This window comes from Thalassobacillus sp. CUG 92003 (genome assembly GCF_013618635.1).
Taxonomy (GTDB): Bacteria; Bacillota; Bacilli; order Bacillales; family Halobacillaceae; genus CUG-92003.
Window position 1 is genome coordinate 111,577 of record NZ_JABLSJ010000003.1, and the last position, 14,865, is coordinate 126,441.

Below are 14,865 nucleotides of genomic sequence, written 5' to 3' on the forward strand. Positions count from 1 at the left end.
CTTAATCATTCGTCCGTTTCCAATAGAAATACATCGACAGGGGCCACCACAGCACCGCAAAGGTCGGGTAGACGAACCAAATCACATCAGGCGTATAATAGAAATTTATGAAAACAAACAATGCGATGATCAAGGAACTGCCCCAAATCGAATACCACAGATTCAGTTTGGACATATCTTTTTTGACGGGGAGGCTCACACCAAGTTCTTTGGTAAGATCACTGGCATCGCCGAAATCCACGATGGTCTTATTGATCGCATCCTCTTCGGTCTTGCCCTGGTCCATCAAGTCCCACACTTTTTCTTCCATATTCTGCAACACTTCCTGTTTGACAGCTTCTTTTTGCTCACTCTCAGGAACATCTCTAAACAATGCTTGAACATGCTGTGTTAACTGTTTCAACTTAACCCCTCCATAAATAGATCGATAATATCTTTCGTTTCTTTCCACTCTTCTGCCGTTTCTTTGAGATAGGCTTTCCCGAGCGTGGTGATCCGGTAATACTTTCGTTTCCCGCCTTTTGATACGCTCCCGAAATAAGATTCAATCAATTCCTTTTTCTCCAGCCTCTGAAAGACTGCATACAAGGTGGCTTCTTTGATTTGGAAACGATTGTCGGTCCTCGAACTGATCTCTTTTGAGATTTCATATCCATAACGATCCTCTTCTAAGACCAAACGCAAAATAATCGAGTCCAAATGACCACGGATAATATCACTTCTTATCACATTGACACGTCCTTGTTTTAACTATTCTACCTGATAGAGTAATCATACCGTTAACTACTCTATCTGTCAAAGTAATTTTGCGAAGTTTTTTTTACAAAAAATCCCCTCTTAGCTTGACCAAGAGGGGAGCTCAATTATTTCTTCTTTTTCATTGAATAAAATGCGCCAGAAAATATACAAATGAAAACTGCTACCATCACTGCAATATTCATTACCAGTTGCCCTCTCCTTTTTACTTTTAGCGTCATTACCAAGGAAATAATCGATCACGTTTTGCCGATACAAATTCACGGACTTGACCGCCCAGTTTTGCTGGTACCTCGGTGTTAAACTTTGACTGATATATGGAGCGCCGAGACCGATATATCGAGAATTAGACCGATATCTGGTGCACGAAGATCGATATTTTGGCTGCTGGCCAATACTGCAACCAGAGCCAATTCCAGGTCGAGTTTAATGCCATAAGAAGATGATTTATTTAATTCTATTAATCAGGTTTTTATATTGTACATCTCCGTATCCTATTGTGGGAAAACGGGCAATCAACCTCTCGATCAATTCATCAGTCGATACATGTTTATGCTCCTGGATATACTGCATAACTGGATTATCATCTTTCAGCATCATGAAGTATAGCTCTATTGCCTGGTGCATAACTGGATCTACTGTAACTGAAGGCTTACTGTGATGTAATAAGACGTCTGCATAGACAGTATGATAATGACCTAATTCAAGTTCGATTTGTTTCACTTCACATTCATCTTCTCTAAAACGATTGTATAAAACGGTGCCCTTGTAATTGGATTGTTCCAGATAAGCGAGAAGTGTCAGCAGGTTCATTTGACAAAACATATCGTCGCCAAACCATAACACAATACATTCATATGAGGCGTTGAAGAGATGATTTAACGGGCTAATGACCTTGTTCATATAGCCTTCAACTGAGTCATTATGGCCGAGTGCTCGTGTCTCTATGAATTCCTCACTAAATACATGCTTTGTCGTGGCGTTTACACACATCGCTTCATTAAATGGAGCATAATCTGAATTCATCTTTTTACTACGCTTAAACTCATCATACATAACCTGGCCATTTAATATATGCAATACGTCTTCACCTGAAACATCCATTCCTGCCCCTCCTCATAACCATGTTGAAATCTTCTCTAGTACATCGTACAAGAAAAACATGTCACGATGTCCATTTATTCATCAATTTCTCGCCTTTTAAATACGATGATGACGAGCAAGAACATCACGATGCTCCAAGCGAGAATAATGGTAAGCGCCGGCCATACGTCAGCTATCCCCGCACCTGTTTGAACATTCTCTGCCAACTCTAACAGCTGGATATTGGGGAAGTACTCCGTGAATGACAGAAACGCGTACTCTTCTATAAATGCCCTGTGCATCGTTCCGAAGCCGAACACCAATAAGATAGGCATAAGCAGAACAGACGCTTCCATCATTGATTTCGTGTACAACCCGATTAGCGTTCCCAATGCAAGGTAAAAGAAGATAGAGAACAAAAAGGCGACTGCTACGAGCCATAGGTTGGCAGGTTCATAACCTGAAATCGCAGCTCCCACCATAATCGTCACGATGGTGAAAACAAAGGTGAGCAGACTTTTGCCATTCAAAATTTCAAGGGTCGTTGCCGGGGAGAGCATCAGGCCGCGGAGTGTATTCTTTTCTTTTTCCTCAGCAATAATGGCACTTTGCAGGAACGCTGTGATCATAACTAATACCAAATTGATGAACATGAAATGGGCCTCGACTGGCGGGTTGGGGTCCCTGCTTGCAATCAAAGCAAATACGAGCGGAACAGGCAGACTCGTGGTTATGAACATATTTTTCAGTACGTCTTTTAAATCCTTTTGAAAAATGGCGTAGACCCGTCTTAATGAGTAAGTCATATGAGTTCCCTCCCTGTTACCTCTACAAAAATATCCCCAAGTGTCGGTTCGTTTGTATAAATCGCCGCGACTTCGTTGTTAACCATGTGCGTATGCATGGTCTCTGCCGCTTCAGGACCTGTAGATAAGATGATCGCTCTGCCGTCACGCAGCTCCACTGTCACAGTAGCATCGGAAAATTGCCGGCGCAGCGCTTTTGGTTGATCAAGCAGCTGCACGCGCCCCTTATTTAACAGGGCGACACGATCGCACAAGTCCTCTGCTTCCTGCATATCGTGCGTCGTTAAAAAGATGGTGGTTCCTTTTGCGTTCAACTGCCTTAAGCCTTCATGGATGTGCTGCGAATTGGCGGGATCAAGTGCTGCCGTTGGTTCATCCAAAAATAACAGGTCAGGTTCGTGCAATAATGTCCGGGCTAAGAGTACCCGTTGCAGCATCCCCTTCGAAAGTTTTGAAACGATTTTTTTCTGTTCGGCCTTCAAGTTCACCATATCCAACGCTTCATCAATTCGCCGGACTGGCACATCATACAAATCGCAATATAGCTTCAAGTTATCAAATATGGACAACCGCTCATATAAACCGCTGTTATCCGTAAGGACGCCGAACTTTTTCCGGTAATACGGACTGTTCAACGCTGACGTCGGCACCCCGAACACCTCTGCCTTGCCATCAGTTGGATGTAGCTGACCCGTCAAAATTTTGATGGTCGTTGTTTTACCCGATCCACTCGGTCCGAGAAAACCAAATATCTCGCCATGCCCAACATTAAAATTCACATCTTCCAACGCCTTCTGGTTCGCGAATACTTTCACTAACGAACTGACTGTAATAATTGAGTCCATTCATACCTTCTCCCCTTTGTCTTGCGTCTGTTTTTGCTACACATTTAGCGTAAAGGAGACAGCCACAAAAGACAGCATATTCCCCGTGAACGGAGAAGCCAAGAGGTTAAATGGTATCAATTATGCTATGAATGAAGCTCAATTTAAGCCGAGCATTCCTTTTAACTCGGCCATTTTTGACTTGGATAAAGGGATTTCGGATTTCTTCTGATCATCAAGAATCAAGCTGTAGCTATTGCGTGTCCATGTCACGACTTCCCGAACCTTCTGCAAATTGACGATGTAAGACCGGTGGCAGCGGAAAAACCCATACGGCTGCAAACGCTGTTCGAGCTCAGCCAAGGTGAACACACACGAAAAACTTTCGCTCATGATATACAAATGGGATTGCCCGCTATGGCTCTCGATATAATCGATCTCAGGCGGATCAAATAAGATGATTTTCTCGTTTACTTTAGTTGGGATTTTGTTAAACTGAATCGGTTGTGATTGATCAAATTCACGGTCTGAGCCCTGTGTTTCTTCTTCAGAAGACTGGGCGGGCTCCTCAACTTCAAAGGCTTCAAGACCTTTTTCATCCAGCCGATAAACCTGATCCGTTAACGTGATGGCACTCTCCATATTGCCCGTCAATACGAGAATGCTTTTTTGTTTGTGCTGTTGTTCACGAAAAATCTTAAGGAGGACGCGCTTCGTTTCAACATCCACATTTTGGTCCGGTTCCTCCAGTACCATCAAGTCCGGGTCCTCGATCAACAACCGGGCAAGCTTCAATCGCTTCTTTTCCGAGAATGTTAAGTGACGTCCTTTCTTATGCTCAACGGATTCCAGCTGAACCCTACTCAACACCTCGTCGATGGAATGAGCAGACCCATATAGCCGCTGATAAAATGTAAAGTGTTCCCTGACCGTCAGCCGTTCATAATACCCTTCGTCTAAGAAGGATATACCGAAGGGCAAGTGCTCTCTTGCTTTACGCCGGGACAGCTTCTCGTTATGTATATAAATCTCTCCATTTGAAATAACGGTTTTTCCTATTAACAGATGAAGGAGGACACTTCGCACATTCGTAGTGGAGTGAATCGCGACCAACTGCCCTTCTGCTACCTCTAAACTGAAGGCAGGAAAAATAATCGCATCCTCACTTTGCTTTTCTAAATTTTGAATATGTAACACCGTCACGCGCTCTCACCCATGCTCTCACTTCATAATTTCTTACTGTTATTCCTATTCAATGCGCCCCGCCCTAAACCCTTTTCATTTCATGAATGTTTTGAGTTCAAAAAAGACGTCCCAGACCATAGAGGGACGTCCGATCCATCACACTTTTTTCATACCATAGAATACATAGGTGTAATCACGCACATGATTGTGATAGAGCTTGATTTCTTCACGGAGCAGCGACACAACGTTTAACGCGGCAGCATTATCTGGATATCGCTCTTCCATAGCTTGAAGGTTACCTTCCAGCGGGCCGTAGTATTCGTCCATCCAATCCTCCTCTGGAAGGACGAACGAAAATTCATAAGCATAATCAAGTCCATCAATTTGGCTTATTTTATCCGCAATGGTTGCAATCTCAGGATATCCCTGTTCCCAAAACGCTTTACTTTCCTCCGCGGGATTAGCGTGTAACCACGATATCTCACTGCACACAAGGTACCCCTCCGGTTTCAAGAAAGACCGCCACTCTGTCAAACCCGTTTGAAACCCTGCAATATAAATCGAGCCTTCCGCCCATATCAAATCGAACGATGCTGGAGGAAAATCCATGTCAGTCATAGAAAGACACTGAACATCTACTCTGGACGCTAACCCTTTTACGTTTAGCTGCTGTTTCAGAACCTCCAAATAGGGCTCATGTGTATCAATAGCCGTAATACGAGCATTGGGAAAAAATTCAGCTAAGCAAATCGTGGAAATACCCGTACCACAGCCTACATCTAAAATGGTTATCGCTTTTTCCCGGTCTAAACGCACGAGCGACATAGCCGTCCGTGTCGATTGCTTACTACCGGGCGCGAGTCGTTCCAAACCTGCAAAGGCTTCATAAAAATAGTGTTCCATTGCTCTTAACTCTCCTCCTGTAAATCAACTGACATGGTTTCCGTTGTATCGATCACATTGGCGGGGACGGTTGTGTCATTTTCTTCTGATTCATGTCCTTTCCTTAAGGCAACATAGTGATGACCTGAAAAAACTGGCTCAAACTCATACGGGTACTGTGTATCTGCACCTATCCCTTCCTTTTGTTTGGCCACATAGAACCCGTAATCATTCCCGTGGAGACTGGTAAATTCGAAACCACCACCACTCGTATTATGTAAAGATAGCGTGGCTGATAACTTTTCAACTGCATATCGTTGGTCCTGCTCGGCCAATTCGTACAGCGAGTACTGATCTTTGCCAGAACGAAGAATCAGTAATTCTTCACCAGCTGTCGTGCTCACCATTTCAACGTCATCATTTGGATGTTCCTCCTGAAGGAAAAAATCCAGGGCTTCTTGTTTTGTGGAGAAATTTTGCTCAGCTGTGGTATAAGCTTGGTCATTTTGGCATCCTGCTATGATTCCTAATAAAAGGATTATCGTGAGAAAAAATGCGGGTGCTAACTTCATGCTCTCTCTCCTTCATGTTATTACTCAACGCTCATATTTTTAAGCTTCATTAATACAATGTCTAAAAGTCGAGAGGTGATTTACAATTGGCCAACCTTAAAGCTAGTACAAAATCCTTTATGATTTTTGCTTTACTTGCTTATGGCATCTTTTTAGGAATTTCGTTCTTTTATGAAGTAAGTACTATTTTATCGCTTCGCTCCCCTAGACACAGTTCGTATAATTTTGGCCCCTTTACCACTATTACCAAATATCTTTTTAATATAGACCAATATAACCTTAGCACATGGTTATATAATATGGTTGGAAACGTATTGATTTTCTTCCCATTAGGATTACTTACGCCATATTTTTTATCAACCGCTAAAAAATACATGCATGTTATGTTCATTTCGTTATTTGTAAGTGGAAGCATTGAGATATTTCAGTATTTCACTTCTTTAGGAGTAATGGATATTGATGATATAATTCTAAACCTCACTGGTAGTACTATGGGGTACGGTTTATACCGAATTATTACATATACAATTAATAAAAGGTGAGCCGCCGAGCAGCTCGTTATGTAAATGCATAAGATGAGTATAAACCAATAGCCACTATTAAGATTTGAAAGATCATCAAAAGATTTCCTAAACATCCTAAAGTACACCCCGTAGACCCTTCTGAAGCCATGTTAATTTTGTGCAATCTTCTGTCTGATTCCTCATGCTTAGTTTTATTGTAAGACGTCAGTTCACCAGACCCCTTTACATATAATTTTTATATTCGTGCGCCTTATCCCTTACAAAAAAGGAGCGTTCAAGTTGAAATGCTCGGTCAAAGGCTGCGTTCTCCCTTCGTCATGCCACCTATGAAAAACGTTAAAGACTTGATTAATATCATGATCATATCTTTCTTCAACTAGAAACTTCACAGCCAGAAAGCTACGCCAATAGTCGAACATAATACGCGTCAGACTGGCCTCATAAGTCGTTGCGCCAAAATCGTCTAAAGAATGATCACCGTATTTATCTTTAAACACATCTACCAGCTCGCACTCAACTTCTGTAATTTCCTCGAATTCTGTTGCACTTAACAGGTGTTTACTTGATAGGTAGTCACACATACCTTCTTCAAACCAAATGCTATCTTCTCTTTCCTCATCAAATTCATCCACAAATAAATCAGAGTGATGGGTCAACTCGTGTCCTACTATAGTTAGCACATGATTCTCAGACAGGTTCTCATAAAAACTTTTGATCTTAGGCACTTCTTTACCCTCTAATTGTTTCAGAAATAAAGAACGCCATGCTGACAAATCAGGAGAAAAATAAATCGTATCTTCATTCGTAAATGCAGGGATTGGCAGCTCAGAAAAGAAAGTGGTAGCCAATTCCTCAGATGTCCAAACGATACCCTTTGGCAGGTCATAAAGTTCATAGTCTGTTTCCAAAATCTTTTGATATTCAGTAATTCTTTCCCTAAATCTCTCAACAACAGCTTCATGCTGGTGATACGCTTCACCATTTTCGAAAGCAAATATATGTTTCATAGCTACACCTTCACTTGAAATTTTGTATTAAGGCAATGAGGCCAAAAAGGCTGAAAAATACACTAGTGATCCGTACACTCCAAATAAAAAAAGGCGTTGGACCTGTTGCATCTTTTGATTTCCAACTTTCGCCGATTACCCAGAAAGCATGAGGGCTTAAAATGCCCAAGACACCCATTGCTAAAAAGAAAATGCTCCAGAATATGTTTATCACCTCGTTTGCCGACTTCAGAGCCTTCTCTATCCATACGGCTCACTTAAGAAAAACGTTTCAATTTCAAATCCATAAGGAAATATAATCTGGGTAATGGTTTTGGCATTTAATCTATGTATGAAATGGCAGTATTTTTTTGAATTTAAAAAGACCTCTATTTTTATGTAGAACGGAGAATGGAACCACCGTATATCCGTTTCGGTATTTTGTTTACTCGACGAACGCATTATAAAAGGATGCTCCCCCGCCAGCCATCCAGTAAAATAGCACACCGATTGAGATGAGGAACCAAACCACTCGCCATGCGGACTCTTTTCTGGAGTATTGAATCAAATAAAAAGCGCCCCACCAGACATAAGTCGTCGTGATTGCAAAGTTTATCGAAGAGTACGTCACCTGGCTCATCGCATTTCCGAACCAACCGAGCAAATTTACTCCTGACATAAAAACCAAAACGGTAATGTTGAGGATGTGAAACAGTTTCCCTCTCACCCTTAGCCTCCAATCCATATTCGTTAGTCAAGTTTCGATATTACGTAAGAACCATAACATACACTTATCGTAGAAGAAGGAACTCATAAGGACCTTAGGGATTCAATTGAATTATCCTTAGGAGAGCGTAAGAAGAACAGACAACTATAAGGCATTTTATAAATATCGACCGGTTATTAGAGTACCTTTGCCACTGTGCTATTTTTCCATAGCCCCCTAAGGCTTTGAATGAAAATATTTAATTAGTATTCACTTTCTTAGCATCACTGCGATAGTAACCATCAAATACTTCAGCAAATGCTTCTACTGAGTTATACAGTTCAGTCAAATTATTATCAACGCCTCCGAACTCTAATAATAAAGCTCTATCACTTAAATCTTGGTTATAAATCCCATTACCTTCAGCCTTCGTTTTGACGTAAATTCCTCGGCTTATTCCAGGGTACTTTTTTTCCAGTTCATGGTGAAGTTCATTTGCGATCTCGAGGCTTTTTTCGTAATTCTTATGTGCTTTACCGACTACAAAAAAGATTCGAGCATAGTTTTTCCCATCTATTTTCTTAGTGGTAATTTCAGCTGGCTGAGAATCTCTATGGATATCGATTAAGTAAGACATATTCTCGTTTTGTGCTAACGCTTCTTTCACCAATCCTCTAGAATATACATAAGACTCATAGGGCTCCATTCCCTTAGCGTTCATGCCTTCTCTTACATTTGATTGGTTATGCTTGACACCTATTCCTCTACTTTCTAATTCATTTTTTAGCTTTTTCCCTACCGCGATAACGTTGACTGATGGATTTGTACTTGATGTGTGTGGAGAATTGTTACTACCTTTGAGTAGAGGCTCAAATGCCTCCCAGCTGTGAGTATGATAGATATACACGGATTTTTCGGATACGTTTTTTGTATCCTTGAGTGGTTTTTCTTCTTTAGCTTTATCGATCTCGTCTTGTTCAACTGTTTGGTTTTCCAACTGATCATCAGTGGGCGGGGGTGATTCTATTGGAATAGTGGTTATATTCGTCCCCTCACCTGCGACTATGATTTCACTGTGGTATGTACCTAGTCCAGGAATCTCTCTTCCCAATAAGGTGCGAAAATCTCCTAATTTTATATTCGTTGCTAATTGCATCCAGTCAAAATTTTCCCTTTCCTCTGAACGATAAGCACTTAATGCAGCCATTTCTTGCTCCAGTAGAAAAAGGTGGGCTTCCTTTGGGAATATTTGAGACACGGATTGCAGCGTAGGAGAGTATACATACTGCTTCACACCACTACTCGTTAGCAAAGAAGCGATGATAAAACCCAGCGCTATTGTACCTAAAGAACCAATTAAAGTCTTTAAAAGGATAGATTTGGCTTTTGAACCGTTGTTCTTTGACACTCGCACACCTCCTAGAAGCCTATACAATAGACCTATGCGGAGCGACTAAATCTAGAATTTTTTTCTGCAACTAGGATGGTAATAAAGAAACCGTATATAATAGAGATCTCGGTCTTAATACACTCAGAAAGTTTTTTCAGTCTAATTTAATATTATACAAAGCTACCAAAGCGGTTCCTGCTTATTAGTCAACTCAAGCGAATAGGGAAATAGAGCTAAATATACAAGTTCAGCTAAAAAGAAAATAGCAAATGATACTATAATCGACATATCAAATGATATCACTAGAGGTAATAGGAACAAGGGTATCATTCCATAAAGGGATGCTTTTCTCATACTTGCTTGTGTTTGATATTGTATTTCTCCACAGCACCTGCACTTGATTCCATTACGGAACCTGAAAGCTTTTTTTACACAATCACCCCAGGACCATTCATTTCTACAATTATTACAGACAGGCATTAAATACTTCTCCTTTCTAAATTAATGTTTCAATTAATCAATAAGGCGTTAAATAGTTTAATTATCTGCATTTAACCAAGAGGTTTTATTACTCATCTTAAAATCCCCTTGTATAAATTACGAACAGCCGCCTTTGAAGTTTCAAAAAACCTTTTCCCCTTTTTCAAATGAAAAAAAGCTTGGTTTATCCAAGCTCTTTTCACGTTTTATGTGTACGCTTTGGTTTCTGCAAGATACGTATGGATCGCTTCCTCTAATGGTTGGACAGCGGCTTCCCAAAAAGCTGAGCTCGTTAAGTCCTGGTTTAAGAACTGGTGACCTAAGTCCTCCATCGTTTGATTGCCGGAGTGTTTTAAGAGTTCGTCGTATCGGTTAGTAAAGGTTTGTTTATCTTGTAAATAGAGCGAATAAATACCGTTGCTGAACAAATAACCAATCGTGTACGGAATGTTGTAAAACGCTTTTTCCGTATTAAAGAAATGCGGCATCGTCATCCAATTGTGGGCGTCCACTTCTCCTACGGCATCCTGAAACCAATCTTTTTCAGTTTTTATCATTAAATCATTTAACTCAGCAGCTGACAGGCTCTGACTGCGCCTTTGTTCATAAAACTGCTGTTCAAACTCGAACTTGGCCGGGATGTACGTGATGTATTTCAGACCGTTGGTGATTTTCATTTCCAGTAAGGATAGACGGTCTTCTTGTGTTGCTGCTGAATCGATGGCTGCATCCAGAACGAGATTTTCAGCGAAAGTCGATGCGGTTTCAGCTAACCCTGTTCCAACATTGTGCGAGAATCCTGGTTCTTCTTGGAGGAACGAATTATGATAAGCATGCCCCAGTTCATGAGCCATGGTGACCACATCCTGATAATTACCTGTAAAAGAAAGCATCACCCGACTTTCTTTTGAACTCGGCAAGGAGGCACAAAAGGCTCCTTGTCGCTTCGAATCTGAAGGTTCTGGATCAATCCAGCCTTCCTCGAAGGCATGTTCAGCAAACTTACCCAGTTTGTCACTATACTTATAAAATTGCGTAATGACGATATTCGCAGCTTCCTTATATGTAAGCGTCGTTTTAGAAGTGAAGGTCGGCGCATAAATGTCATACCAGTTCAACTTATCTAGTTGGTTCAGCTGCGCTTTTCTTTCTAAAAATTGGTGGAGCAACGATTTATGTTCATGAAGCGTTTTCATCATACTCTTAATAGAAGCTTCACCGATGCGGTTTTGTTCCAGCATTTCTGTCAACGGGTTCGACCACCCTCTTAGACTATAAAGCTCATTGCGATATCCGACAAAATGATTGAAAATAGAAGCAAAACGCTCTTCATTTTCACGGTAAACCTCCGTTATCGAGGCAGCGATGGCCTGTCTCGTCGCGCGATTGGTTGAAAGCATTGCCCGCATGAACGCTCGATCAAACGAAATCTCTTCAGTACCTTCTTCATTGCTCACTGGCACAGTAAGGCTGGCAAACTCTTGTTCATAATGGTCTTCCCAACCTTCAAAACCATGAACAGAAAGGGAGTGAATCACTTTCTCCAACTCAGGCTGCAACTGATCTTTCACCTTTTGCCTCTGCTCTATTAAAAACGTCTCGATACCTGCCACTTCCGACTGTTGCAGCAATTCATTCCATTTCTCGTCTAGAATACGAGCCAAATAATGACGGAAAGCAAGCAGCAACGTCTCCATCTGCGCCTTCATCTGGCTGCTTTCTTCACTAAGCACTCTTGCCTTTGAGTCATGTACATTTTCCGCTAAACGACAAATAATGTACTCATCCAATTCAAACACCTTCGTATAAAGCCCTTGTACACGTTCAACCATTTCAGCCACTTCAGTAATATCTTCGTGTGTGTGATTCTCTAACTCTAGTTGTGTCTGATCAATATGTAGCTTGATGTCATGGATTTGTTCTTTGATCGTGCTTCCGCCATCACCTGGGTAAACACGTTCAAGATTCCACCGTTTTGTTCGCACGTTCTCCATTGTCATCCCTCCCGACTACTAGATATTCTAATTGTAAACCTAATTGGAATATTTTTCATCATTCTAGGGACGGAAAAATATTCGTATGAGAAAGAGTAATAAAAGCAGGCCCCTTTATCAGGAGCCTGCTTCTTCTTTTAACACTAACTGCGTCACACACTCAACATGATTCGTCTGCGGAAACATATCAACCGGCTGAACTTCCTTCGTCTCATACCCGCCGTCTTCAAGAATTCTCAAATCACGCGCAAGCGTCGACGGGTTGCAGGAAACGTAAACGATCCGTTCGGGTTGCATTTCGAGCATGGCGTGTAGGAGGTTCTCGTCGCAGCCTTTGCGCGGTGGGTCGACGACGATGACGTCGGGGCGCAGGCCTTGGGAGAGCCACCAGGGCATGATTTTTTCGGCTTGGCCGACGTAGAATTCGGCGTTGTCGATGTTGTTGAGTTTGGCGTTCTTTTTGGCGTCTGTGACGGCGTCCGGGACGACTTCGACGCCGTATACGTGTTTGGCGTTTTCAGCAAGAAACAGGGAGATGGTACCGATGCCGCAATAGGCGTCAATGACGGTTTCGCGTCCGCGTAAGTCGGCGTATTCCAGTGCTTTATCATACAGCTGCTTCGTTTGGTTCGGGTTGACTTGATAGAACGATTTTGGTGAGATCATGAATTTAATATCACCGATTGTGTCATAGATATAGTCATCGCCCCAGAGGACGGTTGTTTTGTCTCCGAGGATGACGTTTGTCTGCTCGCTGTTAACGTTCTGTACGATTGATTTGACGTTCGGGAAGGTATCTTTGATCTCGTCGATCAACTTGTCTTTCCCGGGAAGTTTGTCGGTTCTAGTGATCAAAACGACCATAATGTCGTTGGTGTTCTGTCCGGTACGGACCATGATATGGCGAAGATCGCCGCGATGATTGCCTTCGTGATAAGCAGAGATACCGAGGCGCTCTGCGATGCGCCGGACGGTTTCGACCATGCGATCGTTTTGTTCGTCCTGGATAAGGCATGTGTCCATATCGATGACTTTGTGACTGCGTTTTTGGTAAAAGCCTGCCTTCAATTGGCCGTTCTGTTCGTCGACAGGGATTTGGATTTTATTGCGATAACGCCAGGGATCATCCATCCCTATGACGGGGTGGACGGGGACATGGCTGAGATGACCGAATTTATGCATAGCGTCTTTGACCTGTTTATGTTTCATATCGAGCTGCATGGCATAACTCATATGCTGCAGCTGGCAGCCGCCGCATTTGTAATAGACGTTACAAGGTGGTTCGACACGGTCGGAACTGGCTTCGTTCACCTTGACCAGCCGGCCGAAGCCGAAGTTCTTCTTCACCTTGACGACTTTGACTTGGGCTGTTTCACCAGGCAGTCCATATGGAACAAATAAGGGATAGCCATCTATTTTTCCGACGCCATTCCCTTCATGGGTCAAATCTTCAAACGATAAATCGATCGTTTCATTCTTTTGCACTGGCGGTTTTGCTTTCGCCATTTGGGCATCGTCCTCTTTCTTAACAAATTAGTAGTTATAAAATTCTAACACACTGTTCCTGAAAATGCGATTGCTACAATTCGACAAAAAGCCCTTGCTCAACATTGGAGCAAGGACAGTTGTGTGAAAACCTTATGATTCAGGCGTGAATCGATCTTTTGGAACAAAAAAGTCGATATGCTGGTATAAGTTAACAAATTCCCCGGGTAATAATCCGCCAAATTCCCCGTCAATGTTAAGCTGCATTTTTTCCTCGTTCTGAACTTTCACCCGGCTGGCGGTTGTATGAATAAAGTTGGGGTGTGATAAATGGTTCCCGGTTAACGCTAAGGTAGCAAGCCGGATGAATTCGGCGATGTTCATCTTTTCAATGATCATCAAGTCAAACAAGCCGTCGTCCATTTGCGCTTTCGGAGCCAGTTTCTCAAATCCGCCGACCGAATTGGTATTGGAGACGAGAAACAGCATGATTTCCCCTTTGAATTCCTTGCCGTCATACTCCAATTCCACATAGGTCGGGCGCAAGGAAGGTATCATCTCGATCCCTTTTAAATAATACGCCAGCTGACCGAGCATCGTTTTCAACTTACTCGGAACTTCATAGGAGAGCTCGGTCAACTTGCCACCGCCTGCAATATTCATAAAATACTGGTCATTGACGCGGCCAATATCGAGGGCCATCGTGTAATCGTCCAGGATGATATCGACTGCTTTATGAATATTGCGAGGTACGGAGAGGGCACGAGCAAAATCATTTGTGGTCCCCATCGGAATGATGCCGAGTTTCGGACGTCCGTCCTGCTCAGCGATTCCATTGATCACTTCATTGATGGTGCCGTCTCCCCCGGCGGCGACGATGACGTCGAAATTGCGCTGAACCGCAATGGTTGCGGCTTTGGTTGCGTCACCCGCGCTTGTTGTGGCGTGTGTGGATGCTTCGTACCCTGCCTGCTCAAATCGCTGCAGAACATCGGGAAGGAGTTTTTTAAATACTTCTCTTCCTGATGTCGGGTTATATATGATCCTGGCACGCTTCATAGGTATTCCCCCTCATCCAGGTGTTTCCGTAGTGCCTCGTTTAATAGGTGTGGCTCCGCTTTTTGTCTATTATATGAACCACATGAACCAAACATACAAAAGCACGCACCTGAATGCGTGCCTTGTTTCGTCG

Annotated in this window: 17 protein-coding genes; 1 reads left to right on the forward strand and 16 read right to left on the reverse strand. The window is 42.5% G+C overall.

The genetic code is table 11. The features are described 5' to 3' along the window. Window position 1: 1 nt before the first annotated feature. The 8 genes from HOP45_RS05310 to HOP45_RS05345 form a co-directional block, all read right to left on the reverse strand. Window positions 2–403, reverse strand: coding sequence for a permease prefix domain 1-containing protein (locus tag HOP45_RS05310; protein ID WP_181347883.1), 402 nt, complete (start codon window positions 401–403; stop codon window positions 2–4). Next, on the reverse strand, window positions 400–729 hold the full coding sequence (locus tag HOP45_RS05315) for a PadR family transcriptional regulator (RefSeq protein WP_181347884.1): 330 nt from the start codon (window positions 727–729) through the stop codon (window positions 400–402). Before HOP45_RS05315 ends, HOP45_RS05310 begins: the two co-directional genes overlap by 4 nt. Before the next feature lie 474 nt (window positions 730–1,203). Further along, complete coding sequence (locus tag HOP45_RS05320) at window positions 1,204–1,860, reverse strand: AraC family transcriptional regulator (RefSeq protein ID WP_181347885.1); 657 nt, start codon at window positions 1,858–1,860, stop codon at window positions 1,204–1,206. 74 nt (window positions 1,861–1,934) lie between these two features. Then, window positions 1,935–2,645 (reverse strand): ABC transporter permease, encoded by a 711-nt coding sequence (locus tag HOP45_RS05325; protein ID WP_181347886.1) that lies wholly within the window; start codon window positions 2,643–2,645, stop codon window positions 1,935–1,937. Beyond that, on the reverse strand, window positions 2,642–3,490 hold the full coding sequence (locus HOP45_RS05330; RefSeq protein WP_181347887.1) for an ABC transporter ATP-binding protein: 849 nt from the start codon (window positions 3,488–3,490) through the stop codon (window positions 2,642–2,644). Before HOP45_RS05330 ends, HOP45_RS05325 begins: the two co-directional genes overlap by 4 nt. Before the next feature lie 138 nt (window positions 3,491–3,628). Then, on the reverse strand, window positions 3,629–4,672 hold the full coding sequence (locus HOP45_RS20965; RefSeq protein ID WP_181347888.1) for a LytTR family transcriptional regulator DNA-binding domain-containing protein: 1,044 nt from the start codon (window positions 4,670–4,672) through the stop codon (window positions 3,629–3,631). Between the two features lie 138 nt (window positions 4,673–4,810). Beyond that, window positions 4,811–5,557: a class I SAM-dependent methyltransferase gene (locus HOP45_RS05340; RefSeq protein ID WP_181347889.1), complete on the reverse strand. Its 747-nt coding sequence runs from the start codon at window positions 5,555–5,557 to the stop codon at window positions 4,811–4,813. Window positions 5,558–5,562: 5 nt separating this feature from the next. After that, window positions 5,563–6,108 (reverse strand): hypothetical protein, encoded by a 546-nt coding sequence (locus HOP45_RS05345; protein ID WP_181347890.1) that lies wholly within the window; start codon window positions 6,106–6,108, stop codon window positions 5,563–5,565. Window positions 6,109–6,194: 86 nt separating this feature from the next. Between HOP45_RS05345 and HOP45_RS05350 the strand changes: the two genes are divergently transcribed. Continuing rightward, a complete protein-coding gene (locus HOP45_RS05350; RefSeq protein WP_181347891.1) occupies window positions 6,195–6,650 on the forward strand; it encodes a VanZ family protein in 456 nt (151 codons plus the stop codon). 239 nt (window positions 6,651–6,889) lie between these two features. Here the strand turns inward: HOP45_RS05350 and HOP45_RS05355 are convergent, their stop codons facing one another. From HOP45_RS05355 to HOP45_RS05385, 8 genes are all read right to left on the reverse strand, one after another. Next, window positions 6,890–7,639: a hypothetical protein gene (locus HOP45_RS05355; RefSeq protein ID WP_181347892.1), complete on the reverse strand. Its 750-nt coding sequence runs from the start codon at window positions 7,637–7,639 to the stop codon at window positions 6,890–6,892. Between the two features lie 10 nt (window positions 7,640–7,649). Further along, complete coding sequence (locus tag HOP45_RS20970; protein WP_370457953.1) at window positions 7,650–7,853, reverse strand: DUF6199 family natural product biosynthesis protein; 204 nt, start codon at window positions 7,851–7,853, stop codon at window positions 7,650–7,652. A 210-nt stretch (window positions 7,854–8,063) separates the two neighbouring features. Further along, window positions 8,064–8,345 (reverse strand): hypothetical protein, encoded by a 282-nt coding sequence (locus HOP45_RS05360; RefSeq protein WP_181347893.1) that lies wholly within the window; start codon window positions 8,343–8,345, stop codon window positions 8,064–8,066. Between the two features lie 238 nt (window positions 8,346–8,583). Beyond that, window positions 8,584–9,732 (reverse strand): stage II sporulation protein P, encoded by a 1,149-nt coding sequence (gene spoIIP / locus HOP45_RS05365; RefSeq protein ID WP_181347894.1) that lies wholly within the window; start codon window positions 9,730–9,732, stop codon window positions 8,584–8,586. 162 nt (window positions 9,733–9,894) lie between these two features. Next, window positions 9,895–10,194 (reverse strand): TIGR04104 family putative zinc finger protein, encoded by a 300-nt coding sequence (locus HOP45_RS20975; RefSeq protein WP_181347895.1) that lies wholly within the window; start codon window positions 10,192–10,194, stop codon window positions 9,895–9,897. A gap of 206 nt (window positions 10,195–10,400) precedes the next feature. After that, the gene (locus HOP45_RS05375; protein ID WP_181347896.1) at window positions 10,401–12,188 is read right to left on the reverse strand and encodes a M3 family oligoendopeptidase; all 1,788 of its coding nucleotides are present in this window, start codon (window positions 12,186–12,188) and stop codon (window positions 10,401–10,403) included. Window positions 12,189–12,305: 117 nt separating this feature from the next. Next, window positions 12,306–13,694 carry a 23S rRNA (uracil(1939)-C(5))-methyltransferase RlmD gene (rlmD, locus tag HOP45_RS05380; RefSeq protein ID WP_181347897.1) on the reverse strand — a complete coding sequence of 463 codons (1,389 nt, stop codon included), beginning with the start codon at window positions 13,692–13,694 and terminating at the stop codon, window positions 12,306–12,308. Between the two features lie 132 nt (window positions 13,695–13,826). Next, entirely contained in the window at window positions 13,827–14,732 is a 906-nt protein-coding gene (locus HOP45_RS05385) for a diacylglycerol kinase (RefSeq protein ID WP_181347898.1), read from the reverse strand. Window positions 14,733–14,865: the final 133 nt, after the last annotated feature.

Coding starts and splice junctions, on each gene's coding strand:
- rlmD (WP_181347897.1), bottom strand. CDS start 13,694: ATGGCGAAAGCAAAACCGCCAGTGCAAAAGAATGAAACGATCGATTTA.
- HOP45_RS05320 (WP_181347885.1), bottom strand. CDS start 1,860: ATGGATGTTTCAGGTGAAGACGTATTGCATATATTAAATGGCCAGGTT.
- HOP45_RS20975 (WP_181347895.1), bottom strand. CDS start 10,194: ATGCCTGTCTGTAATAATTGTAGAAATGAATGGTCCTGGGGTGATTGT.
- HOP45_RS05355 (WP_181347892.1), bottom strand. CDS start 7,639: ATGAAACATATATTTGCTTTCGAAAATGGTGAAGCGTATCACCAGCAT.
- HOP45_RS05345 (WP_181347890.1), bottom strand. CDS start 6,108: ATGAAGTTAGCACCCGCATTTTTTCTCACGATAATCCTTTTATTAGGA.
- HOP45_RS05385 (WP_181347898.1), bottom strand. CDS start 14,732: ATGAAGCGTGCCAGGATCATATATAACCCGACATCAGGAAGAGAAGTA.
- HOP45_RS05340 (WP_181347889.1), bottom strand. CDS start 5,557: ATGGAACACTATTTTTATGAAGCCTTTGCAGGTTTGGAACGACTCGCG.
- HOP45_RS05325 (WP_181347886.1), bottom strand. CDS start 2,645: ATGACTTACTCATTAAGACGGGTCTACGCCATTTTTCAAAAGGATTTA.
- HOP45_RS05375 (WP_181347896.1), bottom strand. CDS start 12,188: ATGGAGAACGTGCGAACAAAACGGTGGAATCTTGAACGTGTTTACCCA.
- HOP45_RS05330 (WP_181347887.1), bottom strand. CDS start 3,490: ATGGACTCAATTATTACAGTCAGTTCGTTAGTGAAAGTATTCGCGAAC.